At 38.0% G+C, this 15409-nt stretch carries 17 protein-coding genes, 1 tRNA gene and 1 pseudogene; 15 read left to right on the top strand and 4 right to left on the bottom strand.

All coding sequences use genetic code 11. The features are described from left to right. The first annotated feature begins 83 nt into the window (after positions 1 to 83). The 10 genes from DOT_RS09775 to DOT_RS09730 all read left to right on the top strand — a co-directional run bounded on the left by DOT_RS09775 (position 84) and on the right by DOT_RS09730 (position 8294). A tRNA-Thr gene (locus tag DOT_RS09775) sits at positions 84 to 158 on the top strand. A 116-nt stretch (positions 159 to 274) separates the two neighbouring features. Beyond that, positions 275 to 874 (top strand): phage integrase N-terminal SAM-like domain-containing protein, encoded by a 600-nt coding sequence (locus DOT_RS09770; protein ID WP_040411772.1) that lies wholly within the window; start codon positions 275 to 277, stop codon positions 872 to 874. Beyond that, entirely contained in the window at positions 847 to 1221 is a 375-nt protein-coding gene (locus tag DOT_RS09765; RefSeq protein ID WP_009617705.1) for a site-specific integrase, read from the top strand. Before DOT_RS09770 ends, DOT_RS09765 begins: the two co-directional genes overlap by 28 nt. Beyond that, a complete protein-coding gene (locus DOT_RS09760) occupies positions 1218 to 1790 on the top strand; it encodes a recombinase family protein (RefSeq protein WP_040411770.1) in 573 nt (190 codons plus the stop codon). The genes DOT_RS09765 and DOT_RS09760 overlap by 4 nt, the downstream gene beginning before the upstream one ends. Before the next feature lie 221 nt (positions 1791 to 2011). After that, positions 2012 to 2797, top strand: a complete 786-nt coding sequence (locus DOT_RS09755; RefSeq protein ID WP_009617701.1) for a hypothetical protein — start codon at positions 2012 to 2014, stop codon at positions 2795 to 2797. A gap of 210 nt (positions 2798 to 3007) precedes the next feature. Next, positions 3008 to 3751: a hypothetical protein gene (locus DOT_RS09750; RefSeq protein ID WP_009617699.1), complete on the top strand. Its 744-nt coding sequence runs from the start codon at positions 3008 to 3010 to the stop codon at positions 3749 to 3751. 22 nt (positions 3752 to 3773) lie between these two features. Further along, positions 3774 to 4430: a hypothetical protein gene (locus DOT_RS09745; protein WP_009617697.1), complete on the top strand. Its 657-nt coding sequence runs from the start codon at positions 3774 to 3776 to the stop codon at positions 4428 to 4430. A 631-nt stretch (positions 4431 to 5061) separates the two neighbouring features. Next, positions 5062 to 5280: a hypothetical protein gene (locus DOT_RS09740; RefSeq protein ID WP_009617693.1), complete on the top strand. Its 219-nt coding sequence runs from the start codon at positions 5062 to 5064 to the stop codon at positions 5278 to 5280. A gap of 495 nt (positions 5281 to 5775) precedes the next feature. Further along, positions 5776 to 6354, top strand: coding sequence for a hypothetical protein (locus DOT_RS09735; RefSeq protein ID WP_202798705.1), 579 nt, complete (start codon positions 5776 to 5778; stop codon positions 6352 to 6354). Positions 6355 to 7211: 857 nt separating this feature from the next. Next, positions 7212 to 8294, top strand: a complete 1083-nt coding sequence (locus DOT_RS09730) for a tetratricopeptide repeat family protein (RefSeq protein WP_009617691.1) — start codon at positions 7212 to 7214, stop codon at positions 8292 to 8294. 117 nt (positions 8295 to 8411) lie between these two features. On the opposite strand, the gene DOT_RS09725 is transcribed toward DOT_RS09730, so the two are convergent. The 4 genes from DOT_RS09725 to DOT_RS28555 all read right to left on the bottom strand — a co-directional run bounded on the left by DOT_RS09725 (position 8412) and on the right by DOT_RS28555 (position 11108). Continuing rightward, on the bottom strand, positions 8412 to 9323 hold the full coding sequence (locus tag DOT_RS09725) for a hypothetical protein (RefSeq protein WP_009617690.1): 912 nt from the start codon (positions 9321 to 9323) through the stop codon (positions 8412 to 8414). Between the two features lie 100 nt (positions 9324 to 9423). Further along, the gene (locus tag DOT_RS09720; RefSeq protein WP_009617689.1) at positions 9424 to 9702 is read right to left on the bottom strand and encodes a hypothetical protein; all 279 of its coding nucleotides are present in this window, start codon (positions 9700 to 9702) and stop codon (positions 9424 to 9426) included. An 896-nt stretch (positions 9703 to 10598) separates the two neighbouring features. Next, positions 10599 to 10826 (bottom strand): hypothetical protein, encoded by a 228-nt coding sequence (locus DOT_RS29665; protein ID WP_009617687.1) that lies wholly within the window; start codon positions 10824 to 10826, stop codon positions 10599 to 10601. 18 nt (positions 10827 to 10844) lie between these two features. Then, positions 10845 to 11108, bottom strand: a complete 264-nt coding sequence (locus DOT_RS28555) for a tyrosine-type recombinase/integrase (RefSeq protein WP_083824051.1) — start codon at positions 11106 to 11108, stop codon at positions 10845 to 10847. A gap of 2 nt (positions 11109 to 11110) precedes the next feature. Here DOT_RS28555 and DOT_RS09715 point away from each other — a divergent pair, with 2 nt between their 5' ends. The 5 genes and pseudogenes from DOT_RS09715 to DOT_RS09700 form a co-directional block, all read left to right on the top strand. Then, complete coding sequence (locus tag DOT_RS09715; protein WP_242833808.1) at positions 11111 to 11839, top strand: tyrosine-type recombinase/integrase; 729 nt, start codon at positions 11111 to 11113, stop codon at positions 11837 to 11839. A 319-nt stretch (positions 11840 to 12158) separates the two neighbouring features. Further along, positions 12159 to 12362 (top strand): annotated as a pseudogene (locus DOT_RS28550) (nucleotidyltransferase domain-containing protein); the annotation flags it as partial. Continuing rightward, positions 12346 to 12693, top strand: a complete 348-nt coding sequence (locus DOT_RS09710; RefSeq protein ID WP_009617674.1) for a HepT-like ribonuclease domain-containing protein — start codon at positions 12346 to 12348, stop codon at positions 12691 to 12693. The pseudogene DOT_RS28550 and the gene DOT_RS09710, both read left to right, overlap by 17 nt. Before the next feature lie 49 nt (positions 12694 to 12742). Further along, entirely contained in the window at positions 12743 to 13672 is a 930-nt protein-coding gene (locus tag DOT_RS09705; protein WP_009617672.1) for a hypothetical protein, read from the top strand. Between the two features lie 122 nt (positions 13673 to 13794). Beyond that, the coding region (locus DOT_RS09700) for a hypothetical protein (RefSeq protein ID WP_009617670.1) at positions 13795 to 15409 on the top strand (1615 nt) is incomplete at its 3' end.

The raw sequence follows: 15409 nt of genomic DNA, 5'->3' as shown, positions 1-15409 counted from the left end.
TTATAGTGAAAATAAAAAAAGAATTAAAAATAATATTTGACGAAACGGCAAAAATAGAGTAAGATTACTATCGTCCGTGAAATGCCGATGTGGCTCAGAGGTAGAGCAGCTCACTCGTAATGAGCAGGTCGTCGGTTCGATTCCGACCATCGGCTCCAGTAGTCACTTTTAGGACATTTTAGTCACTTTTAGCCATGTTGCATAGCAGATGATTTTCAGAGTGTGAACAGCTAGTCAGTTGCTTCATATTTTAAGGAAATCGAGGTTATGCAATGTGGCTAAAATTCGTTTAAAGGGCAAATCAGGTCAATCAATTGAGACAGCTTTTGCAGAGTTCATAAGGTACTGTAAAGCAAAAAATCTAGCACCAGTTACTGTCTTAAATTACCAGAGGGAGTTTAAATACTTTAATCACTTCTACAATGGAGAGATACAGGACATCTCTGGTGACACGGTTATTCAGTTCATCGAAGAATTACAAAAGAAGGATATTGCCCCGACTTCCGTTAATACAGCACTACGTCTTTTGAGGGCAGTCTTAAACTATTGGGCAGATCAGAACTATTGCCAACGTATAAAGATCAAGTTACTTAAAGTTGAAGAGCAGATCAAGGACACCTACACTGATGAAGAGATATCCAGACTGATAAAGAAGCCAGATGTTAAAACAGCGTCTTTCAGAGAGTACAGAACATGGGGAGTAATTAATTTCTTTATTGGTACAGGGTGCAGATTATCCACTCTCACTAACGTCAAGATAGGTGATATTGACTGGGAGAATGAACTGATTGCATACTCTCTCACACTAAAAATAAGAAGGCTCAGTACACGCCATTATCAAGGCAATTGGGAGCAGTCTTACAAGAATATTTAAGGCAAAGAGGTGGCGAGGACACTGACATTCTGTTCCCATCGGAGAGTAACACAAAGCTGGTAGGCACTTCGATTGCACACGATTTAGCAAGATATAATCGTAATCGAGGAGTAGAGAAAATATCTGCCCATTTATTCCGTCATACCTTCGCCAAGAACTGGATATTACAAGGTGGCGATCCTTTACGTTTACAGAAAATACTCGGTCATTCCACTTTAGCTATGTCACAACATTATGCCAACCTCTACAAAAAGGATTTAAAGGCAGGATTTGAGGACTTCAATCTGTTATCCAGACTCAAGACTGACGATAAGATCAAGTTGAACAGTAGAGGTACACGCAGATGATGAGAGGATATGCTAGAGTTTCTACAGTAGATCAGAATTTAGATAGACAACTGCTCTCATTACAGGAAGCTGGGTGCGACTTCATCTATCAGGAAAAGATCACAGGTACTAAAATGGATAGACCAGAATTGAACAGGTTACTTGCAGAGTTACTAGCTGGCGATACAGTGATCGTTAAGGAGTTAACAAGGGTCAGCAGATCGACACAGGATATGTTACAGCTAGTTCAGGACATTACTGCCAAGGGTTGCTATATTAAGTCACTTAATGAAAGCTGGCTAGACACATCTTCACCAGCAGGGGAGTTAATGCTTACAATCTTTGCTGGAATGGCACAGTTTGAACGGAAACTGCTTCTACAGCGATGTAATGAGGGTAGAGCGGTTGCAGTGGCTAAAGGTGTTCAGATGGGTAGACCCCGCAAGGGTGGCAAACCTCTGGACTATGCCATACAACTGTACAAGGATAAGACGTTAAGTATCAGGGACATCTGCGAGAACACTGGTGTCAGCAAATCGACACTCTGTAGACGGCTAAAGGCACTGGGATTAACTTCGCTATCTGCCTGACGGTAACGCCTGAGAGTTAAAATGTAGCAGGATTTTTAATGGCTCTTTTCAGTATTAAACAGAAGCACTTCCTATGATGGGGGGTGCTTTCTCTGTCTGTGTGGACTGACCGCTACATTAAACCATAAGAAGTATTTGACAGTTTCGATGCTTAACAGTATGCTTTAATCAATTGAAACACCGTTATATGAAACGCCTTGCAAGAGGAGATGATAGTCAGAATGAATAGTGTTTTTTATAGCTTGATAGGGGTTCTAGTTGGTAGTTTTATTAGTTGGAACTCACTCAGGTTGCTAAATAAAAAAAAGCTCAGAATGGATATCGAAATTAAAGTTGTGGATCAGATAAGCGATAATATTGTTGACTTGCATGAAAGCCTTTATAAATTACATAAGTTAACCGAGGACTTTTTTTTAAAGGTCTCTGTGTATATTAATAAGAATTATGAGAAGGATTTTCAGAAGGAACATACTTATCAGCTCATAAAAGACTGTGACGATGAGATTTATATAGGTGTTCAAAATCTAATTGATCAATATGAGGATTTTAGTATTTATGTTGATATAAAAGAGATCGTCATTATGGATTCTTCAGAAAAAATAAGCAACCTTCATAAAGCCTTTTGGAGATATGTCATGGCATTTGACGATTTATCAAGTGTGTTTGGAACAAATTTGTATAAAAGTCAACTTATAGATTCGATCAAAGAGTTTTTGCCGAAAGAAGATTTTTCTGAGATTCTTAGGGAATTTGAGAGCACCAGAAAAGAACTTGACTCTGCTTATGAAATTACGCTTACAGCACTTCAAAGTTTAAATGAAGAGTTGCTTAATAAAGTATATGGACATATTTTTGATAGGAAGAGAAACAAAAAAATTTATGAGGTTTCATCTGGTAAGCTTTATGCGGTAGAAGAATTATATACTGAAGAAAAAGCTAAACAGATTTATAAAAACAATAGGATTAAGCGTAAGTTTAAAAGCAATAATTTGGGGAGTGCTGGATAGTCAAACCAAAGTCATACACTACAGCAGATAATTTTATTAGCAGTTTTCAGTATTAAGCAGAAGGCACTTCCATTGCTGGGGGTGTCTTTCTTTGTCAGTGTGGATTAACAGACTAACATTAAACTAAAAGAAATATTTGACAGTCTTGGCAGTTGAGATTATGCTAAAATTGATAGAATACACTGTATATAAAATGATCGGGAGGACTTTATGGGGTTAAAGATTTTAGCCTATGAGTTTCGTAGAGTAATAAGGACTGAAACCAGTGAGAATTATGCAATATTTAATTCGGACGGACGGGTTGGTATTTTGGACATTCATATTCGGACTGCTATTCATGGTAATTTAATACTTGAACAAAAGCTTAATGAAGTTGATTTAGAACATTTAATTTCGGAAATAGATGAAATAATTATTTCTTCAATTGAGCCAAGAGAAGATTTCATTTTCTCTGTTTATCAAGGAAAGGAAATAGGTTATTATTCTGATAGTGTTGAACCATCTATAGATAATCAAGTTCGACGCGAAGATTTAGATGACATCTCTAAATCATTACATAAAGTACTAGGGAAACATCAGACGGCGAGAGGACAACTAAATGAATTAGTTATTTGTGAATACTTTAAGTTGCTAGGGTATAATTCATCGAAAGCAAACAACAAGTTTGATCAAATTAAGGTAGATGTGATTGCAGAAAACTCCTTTGAAACTATCTACACACAAGCTAAATTAGGCAATATAACTTCAACTGAGATAGAGAAAATTGTACAAAGAGTTGCTAATTTGAGAAATGAAAAAACTAAAATTACTGCAATTATTGCCGACTCATTTCCGCATGATTCAGAGCTTTTAAAAAGAAAATTAGTATCCAAATACAATACAGAAATTTGGTTAATTCACCTTCAGCAGATTTTGACTGCTTTGCCTGAATACAAAAGAACATTAGGAAAATAGCTTTTAATTGGGGAGGATTAGTATGTCTAAAGGTGATGACTTTTCCAAGTTTGATATTCCTAAATTTAATATTTCCGAGTTTGATGTTTCTAAGATTTTAAAAGACAGTGAAACTATTACTCAGATTAAGTTTCCAAATATTATGCAGAACATTGACCATGAAAAAATAATGGCTCCAGTTATTAAAGCAAATCAAGAAAAGGTTGAACGGGATAAAGCGGTGCTTTCTACACTAGAACAATTAGTGAGTTTAATGGAATCTAAGCCTGAAGTTATCAATCAGATCAATACATTAATCCAAAATAGCACAATTCAGAATATGCAGAGTAATTATGATAATTCAGTTGGTTATCAATACGTCACAAATAATACTGGGTTAAGTACTGAGGAATATACTCAATTAATGAATGATATGAAGGAGTTATTTGATGTTCTATCTGAAGAGAGGTCTACTGAATCAAAAGAAGTCCTTGATGATTTAGATAATGAATTAAAACGTCCAGAACCAAGAAAAGGGATTATAAAAGCTTCGCTATCCTATCTTCAAAATTTTATTAAAGATGTTATTGCTGATCCCACAAAGACAATAATCAAAGAACAGTTCATTGAATTTGCCAAAGCTAAAGCACCAATAATTCAAGAAGGGATAAATCATATATTTTCCAATTTTTCCAGCTAGATTTTAAAAATTGTAGAAAATTTTATTAACAGTTTAACGATTTATATCAGAAGGCACTTCCTGTGGTGGGGGTGTCTTCTCTGTCTGTGAGTGACTGCTATAATCAGTATACAAAGGTTGGAATCAGTGTGTACTTGTTCAACTGGCTTGATTCAGGATATAGAGGGGGGCTTCCACCGTTGGCTGGGTTGAAATAACAGAGTACCCATCAATTAACTGTTACCTTATCTGTAACATCAAACAAAGAAATAAACTGGAAATCATAGTACATACTTGAAGGGACAGGAGGTACAGCAGGGACTGCCATCACCGAAGAAGGGACAACATCAGGACAAACTGTGCCATCATCTACAGTTGAAGGGACAAGTTAGGCACTGTATCATACTGCAAGCACTTTAACTAACTGAGTGACTGTGCTTGCCTGCTGTTCCCACTGCTGGGCCTACTCCTACTGATGGAATCTACCAACCTACACCCCTACGGAATGAGACACACTTCCCTGTAAGAATTGTTACCCCAACCTGTTAAAAGGACTCCCAAACTGCCTGAGACAGCTTGTAGTTAATGAAAGACATGCCTGCTTTTGAAGCAGAAGGTTATACTAAAGAAAACAGTTTCAGGAGTGATAATTGTGGAATGGTACAGTTTGAGGGAAATTGCGATAGTGGGTAAATTATTCTCAATAGTTATAATGGCATTAGGTTATATCCTATTTTGGTGGGAACTTAAAAATCCAAAAAATTTACATAAACTTGTAGGAGAACTTTCTTTAGAGAGATATTTGAGAGTTGGGAAGATAGGGTTAATATTAACTATAGTATTTGAAATTATTATATTAATTGTAAGATAATAAACTAAATATAGAATCTACTTTTGGCACTGACTTTTGAGGACAGCCAACACCAGTCGTACCAGCAAGGGAAAAGTGTCCCCATATATTTAAATTTATGAGGACAGTGGATACTGTCAAGGAATTCCGTTATATAACTGTAAACCAATTTCATATATACTAATTTTAACAAATGGATAAAGTAACTATTCAAGTTTTATGTTTATAAGCAATATTTGGAGGTGAATATATGTCATCGCTGAAATCTATAAACAGGTAGAAGAATATGTTGAATGGCAATGTAGGGGTAAAGCAAAAGTAATTCACTCTAAACCTGAGCAATCATACAACGAACTTGGTTATAATGTGACTATCTGGAATGTTAAGACTGATAATGAAGGGTCTTGGTGGGTAGCTCAGGGTGACTTACCTATGAATTTATATCCCCAAGACCAAGCATATTACTTTTCAAGCGAGGAGGTTTTCTCCTTTCATTTAGGTATCATGCTACGACTTATGAACGATGAGGCTAACAAACCGCAAGAATTTATTAATAATATTTCACACGGTGCTGAACTTTCTATCAGCTTAAGAAGAAAATTGAATTTAGCTTCTGAGAAGTTGCAACAGGCAGTTGAGATAGAAGAAATTCAAGCAATAGGTGTTATGTGCAGAGAAACCTTAATTGAATTAATCGGTTATATTTACGATTCGGATTCTATTGAGGGAGATGAAAATTTCAAGAAATCTGACGTTAAGAATCGCGGAGAACTAATAATAAACAAATATCTCATTGGCTCGGAGAATAAAGAATTACGTAAACATCTAAAAAACTTTTTAAATGGTGCATGGGACTATTCAAATACTATTACACACTCATCGTCAAAGACAATACATGAAGCTTCGATCTGTTTAACAATTACTACGGCAGTAGTATCTTCTTTTGAAAATTTACTTGCAAAATACTTTGATCCTGCTTCTGGATTAGAGTGTAAGGAATGTGGAAGTAGACACCTAATTGTCGCGGAGAACGATGAAACAGAAGATTTGCTGATTATTTGTGAGAACTGTAGGCACGGATTTATTAAAGATTGAGAACTATATTATTAAGCTAGCTGGGCAATATAGCGAACATAGTGGCACAGGTTCAATTGAAATTAAGCTGGTAAAACAGTTGCTAGACCCTTATTCTCGGACGGTTCACAGCTTCAAACTCTTAAAGACAGGGGTAAGATCATATACAGTAGTAGCTGAGAGTGGCTGGGGGTACAGTGTCTAGTGGCAGGAGTAATAACTGCTACTAATCACTACCGCCCTTCGTACCTCGGTTGCTGGGTACTCGTGATACTCACTCGTCCCCTACTTATTATTGTAAAAAGACTTATCTAATTACAAAAATAGGATTAAGAATGTGAGTAGACAAGTGGAGGTATATGAGCTTGCGAATAGTACCTTAACGCAGGCTACCGAGCGAAGCGAGAATAACAGCTACTACTGCCATGACAGCTATTTTCCTGCTATTCTACTGTAAAGATGAAGTTGATTGGCTGTGGAATACTCCTCTCTAATATAATAGCAAATCTTTTCCGAAAAACACCCTCAAACCCTTGTGGCTCTAAGAGCGAGTACCATTTTAGGATAGTGCCAAAAACGATACATTCAAGTCAATTATAGTGCCAAAAACGATACATTCAGATTTGGGTAGTTTACATCAGTCTTCCACCAGTTGTTCCACGGAATGTGGCTGTCAAGGACTGCAAGAATCAGCTAGTGCCAACACTTTACTGTACTGAAGTGCCGAACTGTTTTGATGGTGGAAATCTTTGGACAGAGTCATACAGAGTGCAGATTTTTGATTTCTTAGCAGATTTTTCAGCTATAATAAGTGTAGACTGTTCTAGCAGGGCGTCAAAACAATTACTTATTAACCTGTTTCTAAAGGAGATAAATGTATGGAACTGCAAAATATAATTGAAAATCTCCAAGGTGTTATGAACCTCGATTTTGATGAAAGAGCTGGTTCTTTTAAAAAGTATAGAGATATTCTTAAATCCGAAATATCTTCAAACCCATCAAATATTGAAGCCTTTTGCCTTATGGCTATGATAACTTGTGAATTGCGTGAGGATACAGAAAAATCGATTGAAATTTTGGAACAATGTTATGCTCAAAATCAATTGAATTTTACGGATGAAGGTTTTGCCATATGGGCTACTGACATGGCTTATTTTTTGCTTGAAGAATGTGGAGAAAATTGTGAAGAAAGAGCGGAAGAGTTACTTTCCCAAGCTATTAGTCGTAATTCAAATTACGCCAGCACCTATTATGCTTATGGTAAATTCTGTTTTAAAAAAAGTAATTTTGAAAAGGCGTCAAAACTATTCCATAAAGCATTTGAGCTTTCCCCCAAAAAATCATATGGGTATTGTAAGGCAGTAAGTTTATTGGCATTTTCTCGTCAGGACGAAGGAATATCTGAATTAGAATCTATATATTCGTATCCGTTTGAGGATGAACAAATTGATGTGAAAATTGCTTTAACACTTGGTCGAGAATTAGCACATAGCGGTAATACGTACAAAGCAAAAAGAATAGCAGAAATATTATTAAACACTGATTACAGAGAATTTGATATCGAAATAGATGAAATGGCAGATTTCCTCTATATTTTAGGAGATTATAAAACCTGTATTGAACTCTATGATAAATCTCGGTATTGGGAAGAAGCCAGTTGGCTTAATAAGTATTTTTATGCATTAAAACAATTGGGGCATAAAAGTATCGCCGATAAAAAGTTGCAAGAAATCACAGGAAAAATAGAGAAAGATATACATGAAACTAAAATGAATCCTACCGATTGGGAAAGTGATGAGGATTATCAATATCATATTTCTTCTGAAACTAAAAGGTTATTAGAAATTAAAGAAGGTTATAGCGAAGTGTTTATTGATTCTATTAAAATACTGCCAGATACTTACTATAATATGTTCTATCAGTGTTATTATATAAACTGTCCGAGGCATTACTCAGTGTAAGCTCAAAGTTAAGTTGGTCGTTTTTCTAGACAGAACACCCCTGACATAAAAAAACACTTAGCCAGTAGGAACTGTTATCCCACTGGCTTATTCGTTGTATCTATGCAATGACTTGCGTTAGACCTTCTGCCTGTATGTCTTGAACATTCCCTCTAAGTCGGCATAATTGCTGTAGTTAATATTCATAACCGCTCTACGAACTATTACAGGATTGACAATATAAGCATTAGACTTACTGCCACCAGCGGAGAACTTGCCAAAAACCGGAACTCTGTAGCGACCCTCATTGAAATCAAACTCAAACGTCATTTTCATATACTTTGACAGGTTCATTCTGGTTACTTCAAGGTACTCGCACAGGCTGGCAATATCGTGTAAGTTATCAGTGTTATCTTCACTATTATCTCTGTCCTTCACCAGTACACACCTTTCATACGCTAACAAGGGAAGCACAGCATAAACAAAGCCTATTTCTGATAAGGACAGTTTGGCTTCCTGTAGAGCCTTGACACCATTTACATAAGTTCTAGCTGATTTATTCGCTTGCGGATTCCTGCCTACAAAATGGTAGGTGCTGTTGACAGTGTACACAGGTTTCCTAGCTGTACCCTCTACTATGACAAGACCACAGGCTTTCAATTCATCCATTGCTCTTACAAAAGTTCTCTTAGGAACATCAGTTAAGGCAATCAGTTCTGCTGTAGTGTAAGGGGTTTTCTTCTGGGTACATAACACATCACTGCCATTGTTTAAATGACACCCTAAAATCATCAATAGACCTAGGGCAGAGGTAGATAACTTCTTTTCAGCCATCAAAGTGCTGATATTGACCAAGTTGCTCCAGTAGAAGTTCTCGCTGGCTCTTTCTGACATTGACTGTGCTTGCATTCTATTTCTATAAGCTTTGTCTTGCTTCTTTGATCGTATGGAGTAGTCCTGTCTATTCTCAATAAATCCTATGGGAAGGTTGATAAGCACACCTGTTGCTTTGTCTAATACTTCGCGGTAGTTGCTGTTGTTACTGGTCATCTGTAAAACTTCCTTTCAAAATAAAAAGAGACTGGCATTGAACCAGCCTCTATTTCAAGTTATCCTTGGTACAGTTACCATCACAGCTAACTGGCACTTTCTAAAGAAGTTCTCTGTTAACCCAAAAAACGGTAACTTCATTCTCATCGTCAGAAGCGTATTTAAGGGTATTGTTAAAATCGTAGCCAAATATTTCCTTGAGTAGCATTCCTTCTTGAGTCAATCCTGCTAATTCACCAAGCTTTGAGATTTTGCTAAAACTCATTGTAACCTGACCATCCTGATAAAAAGCCAGCATTGCAATCCTCATTTCAAAGTTGTCCAATTTCATAATGTTTAAAAGCAATTCCTTGTCGAATGATACTGTCCTGTTTTTCATTTCTTTTCCTCCTACGGTTAACGCTCGCCAGCTTTATTCTGTTTCCCATAAGACATGTAAGGATGAAAGTCATTTTGTGACTAGAGGGTAAGCGTTTTTTGTATGGGTCTGCCTGTTTCCCCTTACATATAATGATGTAGGTAGTGTTTTTACTTTGTGACAAAAAGAAAAGAGGAAATTCACTTCCTCCTTGTCAATAATGGAATATTACCTTGTCTCGTTATATCATTGCTCTAACCAGTGCATATCTTTGCTTCAACTACCCTAGTCATCGGAAATACATAACCGTAAACCGCTCGACATTAGCTTTGGCCGTTTTGTCCTCAACAGTAGACTTCTATTTACAAATATCGTTGCTGAAAATATTTTTGGGTTTCATAATGTTGACGATTTATGTATAAAATGGACTATCATTGCAACTTGTTTATATCAGTATTCGCCATTATATAAATTCCTTCTATCCCATGATACCACAGGGTTTGAGGGCATTTACTGGTGCTGTTGGAACTTAATAATAACCCTCTGTAAGCCATAGAAATACCCTTTTAGGGAAGTTATAGCATAATGCAACATGGTATCGTCCTTATTAGCTGTTAAACCTCTCATAATTCAACCTGACAACCTTACGGAACGTAGTCAAAAGAAAAGGAAGCAGGACTTTACAGTAGTCACTGCTTCCACTATTTTTTATGTCTGGGGAGTAATTACCGTAAGGCTACTATAAAATATACTGCCCAAGTTACCGTCATGCTACTGTCAAGCCACTGCTCGCATACTGATGATTCTGTAGTGTGATTGTCTCATTACTTCAGTACTTACTTCAAACACTTGCCAACTATTAATCACCGTGCTACTATTAGGACTGTAAGCAATGAGTTGCTTAACTCACAGAATAATCATTTGCTATCCAGTGATGGCACTGGTTTGCGGTTAAAAATGACAGAAAACGACTCGTAATGAGCAGGTCGTCGGTTCGATTCCGACCATCGGCTCCATAGGAAATGCACGTCCCGTAAGGCTTTACGGGATTTTCCTTTTTCTAATATTTCTTTACGGACCACATTCGTACCACAACCGTACCACAACTGGTAAAAATCGATACTAAAAAGTAAGGAGTAGGGCAAGTTCCCCACTCCTTTTTGTTATGCTTTTTTAGCTAACTTCTTCTTGCTAGAAGTAAGTGTGCCATTTAATTTTGCAGTAGCAGCCTGTTTAATGTCTGGCAAAACATGGGAGTATGTGTCCAAAGTTAATTGGATACTTGAATGCCCCAATAGTTCCTGTGCAACTTTAGGATGAACGCCAGACTCTAATAGTCTTGTAGCATAGGTGTGCCTTAACGAGTGGAAGTTTATATGAGGATTATATAGAGATGTTTTTAGCAGATCGAGATGTATCTGGTTCATCCATGAAAAGTTATAGATATTTGCTCCATCGATTTCAAAAATGGGTGGTAGGGACAACGGGTGAACCGTTTACTCCTAAGCTTCTCAGTAAGATGCTTATTGAAGATTATAAGCAGTCAATGAGGGAAAAGGCCCCGGCCTATATTACTAAGAATTTAGTTGTGATTAAAATGTTTACCTTGTGGGCGTATGATAAACAATTCATGGATCATGATCCGTCGCAGACCATCAAGTTTCCGGAGCAAGTGGATTCCGGACCAAAATGGTTGAATCCGTCAGAGCGAAAAAAGCTGATCAATTATCTTTCTCGTGGAGACGTGGATAGTCGGATTGTTTTGTTCGTTGTTTTAAGTCTATCAGCAGGATTAAGAGCTGAAGAAGTTACTGAAATAAAGAATGACCATATTAAGCTAATGGCCACGAAAGGAACTCTTGAAGTTTTCGGGAAAGGGGATAAACGAAGGATTATACCATTAAACAAGAATGTTATCGAGGCAATCCGCAGTTACTGGCAGGACTATCCGGAGCGACGAAACGGATATCTTCTGGCAAACCGAAGAAAAGGTACTAAGTTAACGACTCGGGCGATTCAATTTATCATGCAGGATCTCCAAAGAATTCTTAGATTTGAAGAACCTTTGACTTACCATCGGCTGAGACACACTTGTTTTAAAAAAATGGCGGATGACGGTTATGCTCATGACATTGTTGTGTTTTGTAAAGACAAATGAATCGGATATACGAAATCATCTAAATTGGATATAGTAAAGGTTTCTGTACACTTTTAATTAATATTGGATACATCTCAAATTTAGAAAGGTGGTAGCAGCATAGGAATATGAGTATCGAAACCAAACTCATACACCGTTTGGAGCATTTGGATGAATGACGAAAACACGAGCTGCTTGAATTTGTAAATGGATTAATCAAGAGTAAAGGGCTACCGCCGGTTCAAGATGTTTTAAGCCTTGACGATATCAAGGACACCATAATACCTTTTTGTTCGGAATATCCTATTAGAAAAATAGGTATTTTTGTTCTTACGCTCGGGGCCAGGCGGATGAGGAAAGCGATATTGATTTAGCGATAGAATTTGATGGTGAGATTGGGCTGTTGGCGCTTTCGGGGCTGAAAGTTCGTTTAGAAAATGCACTGAAAAGAAAAGTTGATTTGGTAGAGACTGAAACAATGATCGATAGTATCCGAATTAATATGGAGAAAGAGGTTATTGTTATTTATGAGAAAAGGCAATGACGATGTTGTACTCATCGAGATGGTATTAAACGAAATTACCGATATCGAATCGAATTTGGCGGGCGTTGCTGAAGAAAGATTCATGGTTAACTCTGAAAAACAAATAGCTGTTTGTCTTTCGATCCAGAATATTAGTAATTACTGTTCTAAGATTTCTGATGAAATAAAAAAGACAAATAAGCGTATTGACTGGATAAATATCACGGGCTTGCGTAATGTGATCGCCCACGAGTATGGCAAAATTAAAATGTCCCGTGTTTATTCAATAACTCAGAATGATCTTTCGCAATTGGACTATGACCTAAAAGTAATTCTAACAACATTACGATGATTTTGTGGGAATTTTCCTTAGTAATCAGTGAAAGGCTGGTGTATGAACCATGAAACTGAAAAAATCTAAGTTGGTTGGATTTGTAGGGTTAATGGCCATGGCTGCACAGATTTTTATTCCTACGGTAGCCAAAGCTGCGGATAGTGCACAGTACGAGATGAAAGGATGGAAAATGGGGATAGTAGGCGATAGTGCTGGAATTAATTTCGGTTATATTGGGAGTGACGGGGCACCCCTTGTGGGTATGTTACCTATTCCGAAGTCCTTGGTCGCAGGACATGAAAATGATCCCTCATGGACTCAATATGATTCAGCGGCCCCTCTGTTGGTATATATTCAGAAATATGGTATTGATAATAACATTAAAGACAGTATAGATGCTACTTGTTATGATCCATCGATCTTTACAGCACTCTCGGCACAAGGTGTTAATTTTAACAAACTTGGTGGTCCAAATGTTCCGCCAGGGACAACGCCTCCTGCCAATCTTGTGGGTAAGGCGAATTATGGCAATAATATAAATAAGGTCTTAGTGGGTGTTGGGGTTCCTGCTCCAGACTTATCAAGTTTTCTAGGGACTACAAGTAAGAGTATGATCACGGCTCAGTCAACGTCAAAGGTGTCAACAACAACAAATCCAACGCCACCAGCATCGGCCCCTACTCCTTCTTCTGCGGTTTCAGCTTCAGTGTCAACAACAACACCAAAACAAACGGCATCTACCTCAAAAGTTGGTACCAATTTAAATCCAGTTCCTCAAACGCAGGAACCAGCTAGTGCATCCAAGACAGATCCACAAAGAGTCGATCCGCCAATCATGGCGCTGGAAGATAAGACACAAACTAAAATCGAGACTCCATCTACACAAAATGATGAAGCGAGAAAAATTCCGTGGTTAACATACGCTGAAATTTCAGGAGCTGGAATATTGGCCATAGGGTTTATAGCCTTTGTTAAATTAAAATATTTAAAAGCATAGTTGACTCCCCAAAAGCCTGGCGCTGTAGCACCGGGTTTTTTTGTGGGAAAAATTCTTTAAACAATAGGAAGAGGATTTTGAAAGGAGAGCGCTATGTTTAAAAGGCTTGTTATTTTAAGTTTATGTCAATATTGTTACTTCCAACAGCGACCATGGCAGCGAATAACCTAACGTGGGATACAAACTATTCGCGCACTAGGGCAACCGTGGACGGAATGAGCCAGCTATACAATGAAACTCCCATAGCAGTTTCAATCGGAGATGCTTTGGGAACCTGGTTATATAGTTATTCCACGCCGATCGTTTATGGAAACACTTTATACCAATACGCTTGGAACACAGATTCAAACACTGGTTATTTGGTGGCCGTCGATATTTCTAAAACAAACCCTCAGAGTGCTTCTGATTTTCGGGTACTTTGGGCAGCCAAATTCAGTGGTGAATCAGGAGAACGATTGGATGGTAGTCCAGGGCCATCAATTTCTCCAGATGGAAACTACATGAGCATTGCAGTAGGAAAATATATATACATTTGGCCAATGAAGGCTAACGGATCCCCAAATGTACCCGATAGTAATGGAATGATGAAACAAATTCTAAAATATGTGATAAGAGGGAATACCGGTCAAACTACCAATCTTATTGCCATGAGCCCGGCAATAACTAAACAGTCGTATACATGGCAAGGAACGGATATAGATACTTTTGAACCAGCTACTTTTAATGCTCCGATAACTTGCGCGGGCAGTTGGAACGGGGGTTTTACGGCGGCTCCATTGTATATTCAGCCAGACATTGATCCCCTTTCTGTAAATCCATACCGTTTTACTACAACCTCAATTAACCCTTCCTGGGCTGGCGAAATTTTTACATCATCTCCGGCAATCAAAAGTGATGGTTACGGAGATATCCTCTTTGGTGTTGACGGCGGATATCCAGTGCTTTTCGTATTTCATCCATCAAGTATGACTATTGGACACATAGGGGACGGTATTATTAAATACGGCATCGCAAGTGCACCGGTTGTTGACTCTGACACGGGAAATATCTATGCCCCAGATAAGATGGGTAATATTTATTGCTTCAATAACAATGGAAGCTGCGTAGCCCGTAACACATCTTTGTACAACGGGAATCTCATTATATCCAACCTCGCTGTTGATCCCAATTATATTTTTGCTGTCAAAGCTGGATATGGTGAAGTACACGCAATTGATAAATATACAATGACCGACGATGGGAAAGTATTTTCCGGTGCGACAGGATTCATTGACCCTAGCGTTGTTATTAATCCAACGACACATACGAGCCTAGTGGCCGTTAACGACGCGAATGGGTACATCCATATATCGGCCTATAATAGCTTGTCTGGCGGGGTTTTTGTGGGCTCAGGTGGCCTTTCAACGTCAGCAAAGGGGTACGCACCACTGCCGTATGTTTCTGTGCTTATGGATGCAGGTCCAAATCAACTCATTACTTCTTGGACTAATGACGCAGTGGCGGGAGGGAGAAATGGTGCCTTAGAGTTTTGGGTACCGCAAGTCAGTAAACTAACTGCAACCGTAAATCCAGAAAAAAACCAGCCCAACGCTACTGCTACCTTGTATGTAGATACCACAATTGATAACACAATGAGTGATGTTGTTGCTCAATTGCCGGATGCAAACGGCAATCCTGTACCGATTACGCAGGCCACTGAAATGAACTTTGTTTCCAAATCTCCAGGGCCGAACGGAA

It is taken from the genome of Desulfosporosinus sp. OT, from assembly GCF_000224515.1.
Classification (GTDB): Bacteria; Bacillota; Desulfitobacteriia; order Desulfitobacteriales; family Desulfitobacteriaceae; genus Desulfosporosinus.
The sequence above is the reverse complement of the archived record's forward strand: the minus strand, read 5'-3'. Positions and strand labels throughout refer to the sequence as shown.